The sequence below is a fragment of the Halomonas sp. DP5Y7-2 genome (assembly GCF_019802025.1).
In the GTDB taxonomy this organism is placed as follows: domain Bacteria; phylum Pseudomonadota; class Gammaproteobacteria; order Pseudomonadales; family Halomonadaceae; genus Halomonas; species Halomonas litopenaei_A.
Genome location: NZ_JAHVHY010000001.1, coordinates 277506 through 292650, shown reverse-complemented (window position 1 = coordinate 292650; position 15145 = coordinate 277506). Strand labels below are relative to the sequence as shown.

Here is a 15145-nt window from a genome sequence, read left to right as displayed (position 1 = left end):
GCGTGTGTCCGGGCTGCGCGATGATACGCCTATCAGAAGGGCAAGCGCAGGGAAAAGTTCCTCTAAGGCGCCTGATGGCGTCAGGCGCTAACCTGCTGCGGGCGCACCTGGGGGCCAGGGGCCTCCTGGGCGTCGGGATAGTGATGCCAGCGTCTGGGCAGGGCATGCACGCGCATGCCGCGCTTGAGGGACAGGCGCTCGGCGTCCTGGTGGCTTAGTGTGGCCATCCATGGCTCGCTCATCCAATCGGCACTGAGCTCTACACGGACTTCTGCACCCACCGGCACTATCGACATCACGCTGGCAGGCAGGTGGGCATCCGCCTGTGCCTGCAGGGCCACCTGAACCTCGTGGGGGCGCAGCAGCAATTCCTGGCGTCCGTCCTCGAGGTCGACCGCCAGGCGGGCATCACCGCAGGTCAGCACGCCGTCCTGGACGACTCCCTCCAGATGATTGACGTCGCCGAGGAATTCGAACACGAAACGATTGCGGGGCGCCCGATAGAGCGTATCCGGCGTGTCGACCTGCTCGATACGCCCATTGCTCATCACCACCACGCGGTCGGACAACTCCAGCGCTTCTTCCTGGTCATGGGTCACGAAGACGCTGGTAAAGCCGAGCTCATCGTGCAGGTGCCTCAGCCAGCGGCGCAGCTCCTGACGAACTTTGGCATCCAGCGCACCGAAGGGTTCGTCCAGCAGCAGGACTTCCGGCTTGAGCGCCAGGGCGCGAGCCAGTGAGACGCGTTGCTGCTGGCCACCGGACAGCTGCGCGGGAAACCGCTCTGCCAGGTGCGACAGCTGGACCATCTCCAGCAGCTGCATCACCCGGGAGCGAATCTCGGCACTGGAGGGGCGCTCGGCGCGGGGCAGAACGGTCAGGCCGAAGGCGACGTTGTCGAAAACGCTCATGTGTCGGAACAGCGCGTAGTGCTGGAACACGAAGCCGATGCGGCGATCGCGCACGTGGACCTGGGTGACATCGCGCTCGCCGAACAGGATGCGGCAGTCTCGATGGTCATCGGGGGTCTCGAGGCCGGCAATGATCCGGAGCAACGTGGTCTTGCCGGAGCCAGACGGGCCGAGCAGGCCGATCAGCTCACCGCTGCGGATCTCCAGGTCGATAGGAGACAGCGCCTGGGAGCGTCCAAAGTGCTTCTGGATGTGGCGCAGATGAATGCTCATGTCAGGGCCTCCCGGCGCGTGGCGCGCCATTCAAGCATGGCCTTGGCGGCCAGGGTGAGAAGGGCAATCAGGGCTAGCAGGGCGGCGCTGGCGAAGGCGCCTACCGTGTTGTAATCCTGGTACAACAGCTCTACGTGAAGCGGCAGGGTGTTGGTTTCACCGCGGATGGCGCCAGACACCACCGATACCGCACCGAATTCACCGACCGCCCTGGCATTGGTCAGAATCACGCCGTAGAGCAACGCCCAGCGAATGTTGGGCAGGGTCACCCGGCGGAACAGGGTGAAGCCTCTGGCGCCCAGTGTGACGGCGGCTTCCTCCTCACGGGACCCCTGTGCCTGCATCAGCGGAATCAGCTCCCGCGCGACGAAGGGGCAGGTGACAAAGATGGTGACCATCAGGATGCCAGGCCAGGCAAACATCAGCTGAATGTCGTGGGCATCCAGCCACCCGCCGATCCAGCCGTTGCGACCGTACAGCAGCAAGTAGACCAGGCCAGCCACCACGGGGGAGATGGCAAAGGGAATGTCGATCAGTGTCTGCAGCAGGCGGCGTCCAGGGAAGGCAAACCGGGTGACCAGCCAGGCCAGCATCACCCCGAAGACGAGGTTGATCGGAATCGTCAGCAGGGTGACGAACAGCGTCAGGCCGATCGCGGCCAAGGTGTACTGGTCTGTCAGGTTGGCGATGAAGGGACCGACCCCTTCGGCCAGTGCCTGGGCAAAGATGGCGACCAGGGGCAGCAGCAGGAACAGTGCCGACAGGCCCACGGCCACCGCGATGAGGCTGCGTCTGAGCCATGGTGCATCACCGATACGTTGCATCAGCCACGTCCTCCATGCAGGCGGCGGATAAAGCGGCCTTGCCACAGGTTGATCGCCAGCAGCAGCAGCAGCGAGGTCAGCAGCACCACGGAGGCAATCGCGGAGGCACCGACGTAGTCATATTCCTGCAGCTTGACGAAGATCATCAGCGAGGTGATTTCCGTCTCGTAAGGCATGTTGCCGGCGATAAAGATGACGGCGCCGAATTCGCCGAGCGAGCGCACAAAGGCAAGGCCGGTGCCGGTCACCAGGGCGGGCCACAGGTGCGGCAGGATCACCCGACGAAAGGCGACGCCATCTCTTGCCCCCAGGCTCATGGCGGCCTCGTCGATTTCGCTGGGCAGATCCTCGAGCACTGGCTGCACGGTCCGCACCACGAAGGGAATACTGGTAAACGCCATGGCCAGGGCGATGCCGACCCAGGTGTAGGACACCTGCCAGCCCAGCGGCTCCAGCAGCTGGCCCATCCAGCCCTTGGAGGAGTAGAGCGTCGCCAGGGTGATGCCGGCCACTGCGGTGGGCAGGGCAAAGGGCAGGTCCATCAGCGCGTCCAACAGACGCTTGCCGGGGAAGTCATAGCGCACCAGCACCCAGGCCATGAGCAGGCCAAAGACGGCATTGATCAGTGCCGCGACGAAGGCGCCGCCGATGGTGGTGACGTAGCTGGCCACGACCCGTGGTTCGGTGATGATGAACCAGTATTCGGAAAGGGACAGCCCCTTCAACTGGCCCACCAGGCCGGTCAACGGCAGCAGCAGCACCAGTGAGACAAAGGTCAGGCTGATGCCCAATGACAGGCCGAAGCCCGGCAGCACATGGCGCCGGGCTTTGCGGGCTAAGGGCAGGGAAATGGCCTTCAGCATGGGGGCAATGGTTAACCTTGACGTTTAACGGCGCTGCAGCTGGTCCAGCTCGCCGCCGCTCTTGAAGTGGGTGTCCATGGCATTGTCCCAGCCGCCAAACACGTCCTTGACCTCGAACAGCTCGGTGGCAGGGAAACGGTCTGCGAACTCTTCCTTCACCGCCTCGTCATGCACGCGGTAGTTGAAGCCAGCAAGCTGGCGCTGGGCCTCCTCGGTGTAGAGGTATTCCAGGTAGGCACGGGCCAGGTCCAGGTTGCCGTTGCGCTCGGCGTTCTCCTCGACCACGGCCACCGGGAATTCTGCCAGGATGCTGACAGGCGGGACGATCACGTCGTATTCGTCGCTGCCGTATTCGTCACGGATGTTGTTGACCTCAGACTCGAAGCTGATCAGCACGTCACCAATGCCGCGCTCGATAAAGCTGGTGGTCGCGCCGCGGCCGCCGGTATCGAACACCTTGACGTTGCCGAGGAAGTCGCTCATGAACTGGCGAACCTGCTCTTCGTCACCGTCGAAGTTACGTTCGGCCGAACCCCAGGCAGCCAGATAGGTGTAGCGGCCGTTGCCGGAGGTCTTGGGGTTGGGGAACACCAGCTCGACGCCCTCGGCTGCCAGATCTTCCCAGGTCTCGATGCCCTTGGGGTTGCCCTTGCGGACCAGGAAGGCGGTGGTCGAGTAGTAGGGGGATGCATTGTTGGGCAGCTGGCTCTGCCAGTCTTCCGCGACCAGGCCTGCATCCGCCAGGACCTGAACGTCGGTGACCTGGTTGTAGGTCACGACATCGGCCTTGAGACCCTGCAGGATGGCACGTGCCTGAGCGGATGAGCCGCCGTGGGACTGCTTGATCGTCAGGGTGTCGTCGTGCTCGGCCTGCCAGTGTTCCTGGAAGGCTGGGTTGATGGCGGCAAACAGCTCGCGCGCGATGTCATAGGAAGAGTTGAGCAGCTCCTTGTCCTCGGCCATTACCGGCGAGGCCATGGTGCCACCAAGGCCTGTAGCCAGGGCGAGGGACAGGGCGGTACGGCGAAGGATCGGGGACAGCTTCATGTCAGGCTTCCTTGACGTCAGAGAATGTCGCGAGTCCTTCGAGAGCCGTTCGATAATGCTTGGCGAGGACTGCGAGAGGGTGCGCGAGGGTTGCGCCAGTGCCGTGCCCGGGGATGCAAGAACGTTGCAGGAACTCCGGGAACGATACGCAGGCTAAACCTAAATTTTGGTAATGACAATCCTTCTGCTTAAAACGTTTGGCTATATAAGGCGATAAGATGTGAATAGGTTGCAAGCCATGACGGCGCTGTTGCGGCGAAGGATGTCATTGGTTAACGCTGCCCTGCCACGGCCCAGCTGCTAGAATGCGATTTTCGTCAGGTGGCGGCACCCTTGACCGCTGTGCGGCGCCGCTCGCTTTTTGTCTCTTGCCAGCAGGGATGTCATGAACGATTTTCTGATTGCGCCTTCCATTCTGTCCGCCGATTTCGCCCGGCTGGGGGAGGAGGTGGACAATGTGCTTGCCTCCGGCGCCGATATTGTCCATTTCGATGTCATGGACAATCACTATGTGCCCAATCTGACCATTGGCCCCATGGTCTGTGAGGCCCTGCGCAAGCATGGCGTCACTGCCCCGATCGATGCACACCTGATGGTCAAGCCGGTGGATCGCCTGATTGGCGACTTTATCGACGCCGGTGCCACCTACATCACCTTCCACCCGGAAGCCTCGGAGCACATCGATCGGTCGCTGCAGCTGATACGTGACGGTGGTTGCAAGGCTGGCCTGGTGTTCAACCCGGCGACGCCGTTGTCCTACCTTGATTATGTGATGGACAAGGTCGACATGGTGCTGTTGATGAGCGTCAACCCCGGCTTCGGCGGTCAGTCCTTCATTCCCGCGACACTCGACAAGCTGCGCCAGGCGCGTCAGCGGATTGATGCCAGTGGTCGTAACATTCGCCTGGAGGTCGATGGCGGCGTCAAGGTCGACAATATTGCCGAGATCGCCCGCGCCGGTGCCGATACCTTTGTGGCTGGCTCGGCGATCTTTGGCGCCCAGCGTAGCGACGACCCTCACGGCTATGACAGTGTCCTCGCCGATTTCCGGGCACAGCTGGCCGGTACGCGTTGAGCGCTGAAGCGGACTATTCTGGCTCAGGGCGGGCTGGCTCTGACGGGGCTGACCCTGACGGGACTGACCCTGCCCAGCTCGACCCGACGCAGCGTGACTCGAGCGGGGACGAAGCAGGCAACCAGGCCGGCGTGCCGCAGACGTCCGCACGCTGGTACCTGTACGTGGTGGAGACGGCCGCTGGTGCCCTTTACACCGGTATCACCACGGATGTCCCCAGGCGACTGGAGCAACATCGCAGCGGCAAGGGAGCCAAGGCGCTGCGAGGCAAGGGCCCCCTGACCCTTCGCCATCACGAGGTGGTGGGTTCGCGCAGTGAGGCGAGCCGCCTGGAAGCTGCCGTAAAGCGCATGACGGTGCGCAGCAAACGACAGTGGCTGACGGCCCGGCGGGACAGCGGTTTGCCCGTCCTGCCGGCGGAACAGGCCCAGCAGCCACCCCCATAACGAAGAAAATGCCAAGCAAGGAGAGGGATATGGACGTTCTGGATAAGCTCAATGTGGATGCTCTGGTGGCATTTGCCTCCACCACAGGGCTGCAATTTCTGATCAACCTGGTCGCCGCTGCGGCGATCTTTATCATTGGCCGTTGGGTGGCCAAGGCGGTACACCGCGTTGTTATCAAGGGCATGGAGCGGGCGAACGTCGAGCCGCTGCTGATCAAGTTCCTTGGCAACATCCTGTACGCTTTGCTGCTGATCTTTGTGGTGCTGGCAGCGATCAGCCGCATTGGTATTCAGACGGCGTCACTGATTGCGGTGATCGGTGCAGCAGGCCTGGCGGTCGGCCTGGCATTGCAGGGATCATTGGCCAACTTCGCCGCGGGTGTGATGGTGATCATCTTCCGTCCCTACCGCATCGGTGACTATGTGGAGGCAGGCGGCGTCAGCGGCACGGTGGAAGATGTGCAGATCATCAGCACCGAGCTCAGCACTCCTGACAATCGCAAGATCATCGTCCCCAATGGCCAGATGATGAGTGGTGCCGTGGTCAACTACTCGGCCCATGCCACACGTCGTGTAGACCTGGCGGTGGGTGTCGGCTACGACGACAATATCGATACCGTTCGCCGTGTGCTGGAAAGCGTGGTGGCCGACGATCCTCGCGTGTTGAGTGAGCCCAAGCCCAATATCCGCATGAATGCGATGGGGGATTCCTCCATTACCTGGATTGTGCGTCCCTGGGTCCAGGCTTCCGATTACTGGAGCGTCTACTGGGAAATGACCGAGGAGATCAAGCGCCGCTTTGATCGCGAGGGCATCAGTATTCCGTTCCCCCAGCGCGATGTGCATCTCTATCATCACGCCAAGGACGAGAGCCAGGCCAACGGCTAAATTCGCTGTTTATTGACCTGTTGCCAAAAAAGGCTGCCTTCCCAGGCAGCCTTTTTTCTGGAGTGCGTCAGGCATGGCGCCTGGCACACCAAGGCCCAGGATCAGTGCAGCTTGAGGCGTGGTTTCAAGAACCGGTTGAGGCCATCGACCACCACCATCATGGCGGTCTTGATGGAGCCATGAATGGTGCGCTGGTGCATCCGGTACAGCGACGCATAGAAGAAACGTGCCAGGTTGCCTTCGATAAACAGGCTGCGAGCGGAAGCGGCCCGCATGAGGCTGCCGATGGCATCGAAGTGTGCCAGGGAGATCAGCGACCCTCTGTCACGGAACACGAACTCCTTCAGTGGCTTGTCGTCGATCACGGCGCACAGGTTCTTGTACAGGACGCTGGCTTGCTGGTGGGCGGCCTGAGCCCGTGGCGGTACCACCTTGCCGTCTGGCTGGGGACAGCTGGCACAGTCACCGAAGGCGAAGATGTGCGGATCATCAATGCTCTGCATGGTCGCGGCCACCTTGATGCGGTGGTTGCGCTCTGTCTGCAGGCCCAGCTCCGAAAGAAAGGCGGGGGCCTTGATGCCGGCGGCCCATACGCCGAGGTCGATGTCGATGCGCTCATCATCCGAGGTGGTGATCGCATGGTCGTCGACCTTGGTCACGCGGGTATCCACATGGACCTTGACGCCCAGTTTCTCCAGCTCCTTGTGCACGGCCTGACTGATGCGGTCCGGCAGGGCTGGCAGGATCTTGGGTGCCGCCTCGATCACATGCACCCGCAGATGCTCACGGCCGAGCTCGGTGAATCCGTAGCTCTTGAGCATGCGTGATGCATCATGCAGCTCAGCGGCGAGCTCGACCCCGGTGGCCCCGGCACCGATGATACCGACGGTGATGCAGGGCGGTTCATCGTTTGTCATCCGGGTGCTGTAACGCATGAAGGTATTGAGCAGCGCCTGACGGAAGCCTTCTGCCTGGGCCGGACTGTCGAGAAAATGGCAGTGGTCGGCGACGCCCTCGGTGCCGAAGTCATTGCTGACGCTGCCAACGGCCATGACCATGTAGTCATAGGACAGGCGCCTGGCAGGCAGGATTTCGTGTCCATCGTCGTCAATGATGGCTGCCAGGGTCAGGGTTCTAGTGTCTCGGTCGAGATCGCACAATGTACCGCGCTGGAAACGGTAGCCGTTACTGGCGGAATGGGCCTGGTAGGAAATCTCGTCCTGGCCGGAGTCGAGCACGCCGGTGGCGACCTCGTGCAGCAGAGGCTTCCAGATGTGCGTGGAATTGCGGTCCACCAGCACCACGTCCGCCTTGCCTTTCTTGCCCAGGCGTCTGCCCAGGCGGGTGACGAGTTCCAGGCCGCCGGCGCCACCGCCGACAACAACAATGGTGGGTTTGCTCATTGCAGAGCTCCATAAAGGGGAGGGGAGCGCCATCATAGGCAGATAAGTGCTTGGCTGACCACGGTGGTTGCGCCAGAATGTGCGCCTCGCATGTACATTCCGTTTTCTGCATAGTGAAGGGGATCGTGCAGGGGACGGTGCAGGGTATAGAGCAGGGGATAGTGCAGGGACATGGTGAACGACGGTTGGAAAATGCCTGTGGGCGAGGCCCTGGATGGGTCACAGTTGGTGGCCTTTGACCTGGATGGCACCCTTATCGACTCAGTGCCTGACCTGGCCGCGGCGGTCGATGCCGCGTTGCTCGACGTGGACTTGCCCGTGGCGGGTGAGGCGCGCGTGAGAGACTGGGTGGGCAATGGGTCATGGTCGCTGCTGGAGCGGGCGCTGACAGATGCCTTGGGCGAGGCCCCCAGTGAGGTGCTGTGCAAGACCGCCCACGAGCGCTTCCTCGAGCACTATCACCGGCACCCCTGCGTGCATACCCGCCTCTATCCGGGGGTCGAGACCGCCTTGTCTCAGCTGTTTCGCCGAGGCTTGATCCTGTGCCTCGTCACCAACAAGCCCGAAGCGTTCATTGGTCCCATTCTCGAGCACCTGTCGATCGACGGCTACTTCACGGTGTGCCTGGGAGGCGACACTCTCCCTCGTAAGAAGCCGGACCCCATGCCGCTCAGGCACCTGTGCCAGCAATTCGACGTCAGTCCTTCGCAGTGTGTGATGGTGGGCGATTCACGCCATGACATTCAGGCCGGCAAGGCCGCTGGGTATCGGACCATTGCGGTGCCCTATGGCTATAATCACGGCGAACCTGTCAGCCTTAGCGAGCCCGATCTGATAGTTGAATCGCTTGACCAACTCGTTTAGGGTTTTTCGGCATGACGCTATGTCATGGCGTTATGCCGATAGGCTCTGGCTATAGCCAGGACGACCTCGCCGAGGCGGAGTCGTGTTGCCTTTTCACCCCCTGACTTGCTGCGATGGATTGCCCATGGCCCAGCCTTCTTCTTCCTTGATGACCCTCCCGCACTGCTCGATGTCGGCGACACCGGCGCGTTGCGGTTGGCGATGGTGACGCTGGACCCTCTGTCACCCACTTTTTCATTGAGGACCTGGGCATGATGACCCCCGAGCGTTTTGCTGAGCTGGCCGACGCTGGCTATAACCGTATTCCCGTTACCCGTGAGCTGATGGCCGATCTGGACACGCCGTTGTCCACCTACCTGAAACTGGCCGACCAGCCCTGGACCTTCCTGCTCGAATCCGTCACTGGCGGCGAAAAGTGGGGGCGTTACTCGATCATTGGCCTGCCCTGTCGTGAGCGCATCGAAGTGCGCGGTCATCTGGTCAAGCACATCGTCGATGGTGAAGCGTCCGGGCTCACCGAGGCCGAAGATCCGCTAGCCTGGATCGAAGAGTTCCAGAGCCGCTTCAAGGTGCCGGTGCTGGATGACCAGCCGATCTTTGACGGTGGTCTGGTGGGCTATTTCGGCTACGACACCATCCGTTACATCGAACCCCGCCTCGCCGGCGTCGAGAAGGATGATCCCATCGGCGTGCCGGATATTCTGCTGATGGTGTGCGATGAGCTGGTCGTGTTCGACAACCTTTATGGGCGCTTGACCCTGTGGACCCACGCTGACCCGGCGACGCCTTCCGCCTATACCGCCGCGCTGTCACGACTGGAAGCGCTGGAGGAGTCACTGCGCAGCCCGCTGGCGCTGCCTTCCCGGCTGCCCGGCCAGGCTCGACCGCAGGTCGAGGAGGGGCACTTTACCTCTGGGTTCACGGAAGAAGGGTTCAAGGCCGCCGTGGAGAAGATCAAGGACTATGTGCTGGCCGGAGACGTGATGCAGTGCGTGCCGTCCCAGCGTATGTCTATCGACTTCGAGGCAGAGCCGCTGGATCTGTATCGTGCCCTCAGAAGCCTGAATCCGTCGCCCTACATGTTCTTCTTCAATCTTGATGATCACCATGTGGTGGGCGCCTCGCCGGAGATCCTGACGCGGCTGGAAGATGGCATGGTGACCGTGCGCCCGATCGCCGGGACCCGTGTGCGTGGCAAGACCGAGGCCGAGGACAAGGCGCTGGAAGAGGACCTGCTGGCAGACCCCAAGGAAGTCGCCGAGCATCTGATGCTGATCGACCTGGGGCGCAATGACGTGGGCCGCATCTCCGAGACCGGTAGCGTCGAAGTGACCGACCAGATGGCCATCGAGCGTTACTCGCACGTCATGCACATCGTCTCCAACGTGACCGGCAAGCTGAAGCCTGGCTACAGTGCCATGGATGTCCTGCGTGCCACCTTCCCAGCGGGGACCCTGTCCGGCGCGCCGAAGATTCGTGCCATGGAGATCATCGACGAGGTCGAGCCGGTGAAGCGCGGCGTCTACTCCGGAGCGGTAGGCTACCTGTCCTGGCACGGCAACATGGATACCGCCATCGCCATTCGCACGGCCGTGATCAAGGATGGTCAGCTGCACGTGCAGTGCGGCGCAGGCGTGGTGGCGGACTCGGTCCCCCAGTCGGAGTGGGACGAAACGCTGAACAAGGGTCGTGCTCTGTTCCGCGCCGTCGCCATGGCCGAGCAGGGTCTCGACAAGCCGGGTGGGCGCAGCCGCTGAAGGCTGTCGGCAGACGCGCCAGGCTTGACAGTCCTGAGACCGACACACACTATAAGCCCATGATGAATATGAATCCGACAACATCCCGTGATCGCCAGCAGTGGTGGCGCCCCTTCAACTGAAGAGGGCGGAAGACCCCGTGCCAGCCAACGGGATGTCGTGACAGCAGAAGTGCCGCCCATGAGGCGGCATTTTTGTGTGGTTCGTCTCAATGGGTGAAGCCAAATTTTGATTCTGGAGCCAACATGATCTTGATGCTCGATAACTACGATAGCTTCACCTACAACATCGTGCAGTACCTGGGGGAGCTGGGGGCCGAGGTGGTGACGCGGCGTAATGACACCATCAGCCTGGATGAGATCGAGGCCATGGCACCGAGTCATATTGTGGTGTCGCCGGGACCCTGTACCCCCAACGAGGCGGGTATCTCGCTGGACCTGATTCGCCACTTCGCCGGCAAGCTTCCGCTGCTGGGTGTTTGCCTGGGACATCAGGCCATTGGCCAGGTGTTCGGTGGCAAGGTGGTGCGAGCGCCCCAGGTCATGCATGGCAAGACCTCTGACATTCGCCACTCTGGCCAGGGCGTGTTCAAGGGACTGGATGACCCCCTGTCGGTCACGCGTTATCACTCCCTGGTGGTCGAGAGAGAAAGCTTGCCCGAGTGCCTGGAAGTGACCGCCTGGACCGATACGGACGACGTGACGCCAGGCTTGATCATGGGCTTGCGTCACAAGGAGCTGCCCATCGAAGGCGTCCAGTTCCACCCGGAGTCGATCCTGTCCCGACAAGGCCACGAAATGCTGGCCAACTTCCTTGAGCGCCACTGAACCGATCAGGAGACTAGCATGCAGATGACCAATGCCATCGCGGCGGTGATGCGCCGGGAAAATCTCGGCCGCGAGCAGGCTTACGCAGTGATGAATACCATCATGACCGGCGAAGCGACCGACGCTCAGGTCGCCGCCTTTCTGATGGGCATGGCCATGAAAGGGGAGACCGCTGAAGAGATCACTGGCTGCGCCCAGGTGATGCGCGATCTGATGACCCCGGTCCGCTTGTCCTGCGAAAACGTGGTGGACATCGTCGGTACCGGCGGGGATGGGGCAAACCTGTTCAACGTCTCCACCGCGTCCAGTTTTGTGGCGGCCGCTGCCGGGGCCCATGTGGCCAAACACGGCAATCGCGGCGTGTCCTCGTCCTCCGGCAGCGCAGACCTGTTTCAGGTGGCGGGCATTGGCCTTGATCTGGATGCTGAGCAAGTGGGCCGCTGTATCGAGGAAGTGGGTGTTGGCTTCATGTTCGCGCCGAACCACCACCCGGCCATGCGTCATGCGATCGGCCCGCGTCGTGAGATGGGGGTGCGCACGCTGTTCAACATCCTGGGTCCGCTGACCAATCCGGCGGGGGCGCCCAATCAGTTGTTGGGGGTGTACCATCCGGATCTGCTCGAGCTGATGGTCGAAGTACTGAGGAAGCTGGGCAGCCACCACGTTCTGGTGGCCCATGCCGAGGATGGACTGGATGAAATCTCTCTGGCCGCGCCGACCCGGATTGCCGAGCTCAAGGATGGTGAGATTCATCGCTACACCCTGACCCCGGAAGACGTGGGCATCGAACGACAGTCCCTGGATTCGCTGAAGGTCAGTAGCGCCGAGGACAGCCTGCGCCTGGTGGAAAAGGCGCTGACCGGTGAAGGGCCCGCTGCCGATATTGTCGCGCTCAATGCCGGTGCTGCCTTGTACGCCGCCGACGTGGCGGACTCCCTCAAGGAAGGGGTGCTGATGGCCCAGGATGCCCAAGGGACGCGGCTGGCGCTGGAAAAAATGAAGGAGCTGGCGCACTTCACGCGAGTCTTCGCGCAGTGACCGCGACGGCTTGGACGTCAGTGACGACTGTTTTGACGCCGTAATGGCATGCCCGCAGGGGCCGCAAGGAGAATCACAACATGGCCAATGCCACCCCGACGATCCTCGAGAAGATTCTCGAGCGCAAGGATGAAGAAGTTGCCAGCAGGCGCCAACAGGTGAGTGAGCAGGCGCTGCTCGAGCGGGCTCGCGAGCAGGATGCGCCGCGGGGCTTCGTGCGCGCGCTGGCGGAGCGCATCCGTGAAGGCGATCCCGCGGTGATTGCCGAGATCAAGAAGGCATCGCCATCGAAGGGACTGATCCGCGAGGACTTTCGTCCCGCCGAGATTGCCGAGCAGTACGCTCGTGGAGGCGCTGCATGTCTCTCCGTGCTGACCGATGCAGACTTCTTCCAGGGACACGAGGACTACCTGGTGGCGGCCAGGGCTGCTTGCGACCTGCCGGTGATCCGCAAGGATTTCATTGTGCATGGCTATCAGGTCAGCGAGGCCAGGGCCATCGGAGCCGACTGTATCCTGCTGATCGTTGCTGCGCTGGACGACGTGAAGATGCAGGACCTTCACCAGCAGGCCGGTGAGCTGGGCATGGACGTGCTGGTGGAAGTCCATGATGCCCATGAACTCGAGCGGGCACTGGCACTTAACCTGGCGTTAGTGGGGATCAACAACCGCGACCTGCACACCTTCAACACGCGGCTCGAGACAACCCTGGACCTGCTGCCGCGGATTCCGCCGAATGTCACCGTCATCACCGAGTCGGGGATTCACGATCGCCACGACGTGCTGCGCATGCGTGAGCATGACGTCAACGGCTTCCTCGTGGGCGAGGCCTTCATGCGTGAGGAGGAGCCTGGGGAGGCGCTGAGGCGGCTATTCTTCTGACGCTCGTCCGAGCGCACTAGGCTCGGTCTGCTGGGGTATTTGCCCCACCAGCAGGTGTCCCGCATGTCTTCCCATATGACTTGGGCCGGTCGTTTGACCGGCCCAAGTTGTTTTCAGGTGAGGGGCGTTTTCAGGCGAGAGACGTCTTCGGGCGAGAGACGTCTTCGGGCGGAAGGTGGCCTCATGCAAGAGGCGGCTGGCTCAGGTGATGTCTCCACCGGGCATGACCAGCCGGATGACATGATCGCCCTTGCGCGGGCTGAGCGGTGCATCCGCACTGGCAATCCTCGGTCGCCCCGACGAGCCGATGCAGATGAGAGGCGCTGTGCGGGTACCGGGTGCGCCGATGGGGGGCGCCGCCTTCTCGCCCGAAGGCCTCAGCACCTGACGATGGCGTGGGGTTTCCGTCAGTTTCTCGACCTCGAAGCGGGCGCCTCGCTCAACCAGGCTGGATAGCTGGGCAAAGGTCATCTCCCTGCCGAACAGGTAGGGCACGTGTTCAATGGCAGTGGCATGCTGCCGTCTGGCCTGGCGGCCCAGGTTGACCGCCAGGCGAAACACCTGGCCCTGGCCGAGCAGGTGCTCGAAGTGCAGTGCCGCCAGGTCGTTGAGCTCGCGGTAGGGAGACAGCGGCACGAGGTAGCCGATGCCGGTCAGCTCCATGTGCTGGGAGGCGTGTTCCGACAGCGGATCACCGTAATAGGCGGACAGCTTTTCGGCGCGCGCCGCTTGCACGGCATCCCAGCTTGAGTCGGTCAGCAGTACCCCAAGGCCTGCCTGGCGCAGGCAGTGTGCCATCTGGCGGGCCACCGGGTTGGCGCCAATGATCAGTACGCCATGGGCGGAAGGGCGGCGCACCTTGAGCCAGTCTCCCACCGGTCGAGCGAGCAGGCTCTGTGACACCACTGTTGCGATGATGACCAGAAAGGTCACCGGCACCAGCCGATCGGCGCCGGGCACTCCGATCTCTTCGAGACGCAGGGCGAACAGCGATGCCACGGCGGCGGCGACGATACCGCGAGGCGCAATGAACGCCAGCAAGCCTTTCTCGCGCCAGTCCAGGCCACTGCCAATAGTGCATAACCATACCGCCAACGGACGGACCAGCAGCAGCAACACCGCCAGGAAGGCCCAGGCAGGCCATCCCAGCAATGCCAGCTGCTCCACGGTCAGGCGCGCTGCCAGCAGAATGAACAGGCCTGAGATCAGCAGGACTGACAGCGTTTCCTTGAACTCGATGATCGGCCGTGTCGGCACCCCGCGCATGTTGGCAAGCCAGGCCCCCATCACGGTAACGGTCAGCAGCCCCGATTCATGGAACAGGGCGTTGGATACCGTGAAGAGCCCCAGCATGGTCATCAGAGTGCCAAAGCTGTGCAGGCGCTGTGGCAGCAAGTGCTGGCGCAGCACCTGGCCCCACAGGTAGCCGCCGGCCACACCGAGCCCGAAACCGACCAGCGCCGTCTGGGCGAACAGCGCCAAGGTATGCGGTAGCGCCTGGGTGCCGGAACCCAGTGCCACGAATTCATACACCAGTACGGCACCGATGGCGCCCACCGGGTCGATCAGAATACCTTCCCAGCGCAGGATCTGGGTCAGGTGTTCACGGGCCCGCAGTGTCTGCAGTAGCGGCAGGATGACCGTCGGTCCCGTCACGACCAGCAGCGCACCGAGCAGACTCGCCATCTCCCAGCTCAGCTGCAACAGCCAGTGTGCCGCCAATGCACCGCACACCGCAGTGATCAGGGCGCCCCAGGTCACCAGTCGTCGCACCGTGCGGCCATGGCCGCCGAGTTCGCGAAAGTTCAGGGTCAGGCTGCCTTCGAACAGGATCACCGCCACCGCCAGCGACACCAGCGGAAACAGCAGGTCGCCGAACAGCGCGTCGGGGTCCAGCAGGCCCGTGACAGGGCCGGCGGCGATGCCTGCAATCAACAGGGTCAGGATGGCGGGAACCTTGAGACGCCAGGCCAGCCACTGTGACCCCAGTGCCAGCAGGCCCACGCTGGCCAAGGTGAGTCCGGCATGCTCCATGATCGGTTGACTCCG

At 62.5% G+C, this 15145-nt stretch carries 14 protein-coding genes; 8 read left to right on the top strand and 6 right to left on the bottom strand.

Annotated elements, in window-relative coordinates; genetic code table 11:
* Positions 1–80: 80 nt before the first annotated feature.
* From KUW18_RS01205 to cysP, 4 genes are read right to left on the bottom strand one after another with little or no spacing between them, the layout of a single operon-like run.
* Positions 81–1184 (bottom strand): sulfate/molybdate ABC transporter ATP-binding protein, encoded by a 1104-nt coding sequence (locus tag KUW18_RS01205; RefSeq protein ID WP_222483663.1) that lies wholly within the window; start codon positions 1182–1184, stop codon positions 81–83.
* Positions 1181–2008 carry a sulfate ABC transporter permease subunit CysW gene (gene cysW / locus KUW18_RS01200; RefSeq protein ID WP_206943014.1) on the bottom strand — a complete coding sequence of 276 codons (828 nt, stop codon included), beginning with the start codon at positions 2006–2008 and terminating at the stop codon, positions 1181–1183. Before cysW ends, KUW18_RS01205 begins: the two co-directional genes overlap by 4 nt.
* Complete coding sequence (gene cysT, locus KUW18_RS01195; RefSeq protein WP_206943013.1) at positions 2008–2871, bottom strand: sulfate ABC transporter permease subunit CysT; 864 nt, start codon at positions 2869–2871, stop codon at positions 2008–2010. Before cysT ends, cysW begins: the two co-directional genes overlap by 1 nt.
* A gap of 24 nt (positions 2872–2895) precedes the next feature.
* Positions 2896–3918 (bottom strand): thiosulfate ABC transporter substrate-binding protein CysP, encoded by a 1023-nt coding sequence (gene cysP, locus KUW18_RS01190; protein WP_206943011.1) that lies wholly within the window; start codon positions 3916–3918, stop codon positions 2896–2898.
* A gap of 385 nt (positions 3919–4303) precedes the next feature.
* On the opposite strand from cysP, the gene rpe reads away from it, so the two are divergent.
* From rpe to KUW18_RS01175, 3 genes are all read left to right on the top strand, one after another.
* A complete protein-coding gene (rpe, locus tag KUW18_RS01185; protein ID WP_222161854.1) occupies positions 4304–4993 on the top strand; it encodes a ribulose-phosphate 3-epimerase in 690 nt (229 codons plus the stop codon).
* 131 nt (positions 4994–5124) lie between these two features.
* Positions 5125–5439: a GIY-YIG nuclease family protein gene (locus KUW18_RS01180; protein ID WP_224851814.1), complete on the top strand. Its 315-nt coding sequence runs from the start codon at positions 5125–5127 to the stop codon at positions 5437–5439.
* A gap of 29 nt (positions 5440–5468) precedes the next feature.
* Positions 5469–6326 carry a mechanosensitive ion channel family protein gene (locus KUW18_RS01175; RefSeq protein WP_222560612.1) on the top strand — a complete coding sequence of 286 codons (858 nt, stop codon included), beginning with the start codon at positions 5469–5471 and terminating at the stop codon, positions 6324–6326.
* A gap of 101 nt (positions 6327–6427) precedes the next feature.
* Here the strand turns inward: KUW18_RS01175 and KUW18_RS01170 are convergent, their stop codons facing one another.
* Positions 6428–7729: an NAD(P)/FAD-dependent oxidoreductase gene (locus KUW18_RS01170; RefSeq protein WP_222560611.1), complete on the bottom strand. Its 1302-nt coding sequence runs from the start codon at positions 7727–7729 to the stop codon at positions 6428–6430.
* A gap of 171 nt (positions 7730–7900) precedes the next feature.
* On the opposite strand from KUW18_RS01170, the gene KUW18_RS01165 reads away from it, so the two are divergent.
* The 5 genes from KUW18_RS01165 (at position 7901) to trpC (ending at position 13096) form a co-directional block, all read left to right on the top strand.
* Complete coding sequence (locus KUW18_RS01165) at positions 7901–8593, top strand: phosphoglycolate phosphatase (RefSeq protein ID WP_224908189.1); 693 nt, start codon at positions 7901–7903, stop codon at positions 8591–8593.
* Between the two features lie 254 nt (positions 8594–8847).
* A complete protein-coding gene (gene trpE / locus KUW18_RS01160) occupies positions 8848–10350 on the top strand; it encodes an anthranilate synthase component I (RefSeq protein ID WP_222560755.1) in 1503 nt (500 codons plus the stop codon).
* A gap of 245 nt (positions 10351–10595) precedes the next feature.
* Entirely contained in the window at positions 10596–11177 is a 582-nt protein-coding gene (locus KUW18_RS01155; protein ID WP_206943004.1) for an anthranilate synthase component II, read from the top strand.
* Positions 11178–11195: 18 nt separating this feature from the next.
* Positions 11196–12215 (top strand): anthranilate phosphoribosyltransferase, encoded by a 1020-nt coding sequence (gene trpD / locus KUW18_RS01150; protein ID WP_222161922.1) that lies wholly within the window; start codon positions 11196–11198, stop codon positions 12213–12215.
* An 80-nt stretch (positions 12216–12295) separates the two neighbouring features.
* Positions 12296–13096 (top strand): indole-3-glycerol phosphate synthase TrpC, encoded by an 801-nt coding sequence (trpC, locus tag KUW18_RS01145; protein WP_206943000.1) that lies wholly within the window; start codon positions 12296–12298, stop codon positions 13094–13096.
* A gap of 201 nt (positions 13097–13297) precedes the next feature.
* Here trpC and KUW18_RS01140 read toward each other — a convergent pair whose 3' ends face one another.
* Entirely contained in the window at positions 13298–15130 is a 1833-nt protein-coding gene (locus KUW18_RS01140) for a cation:proton antiporter (protein WP_222161924.1), read from the bottom strand.
* Positions 15131–15145: the final 15 nt, after the last annotated feature.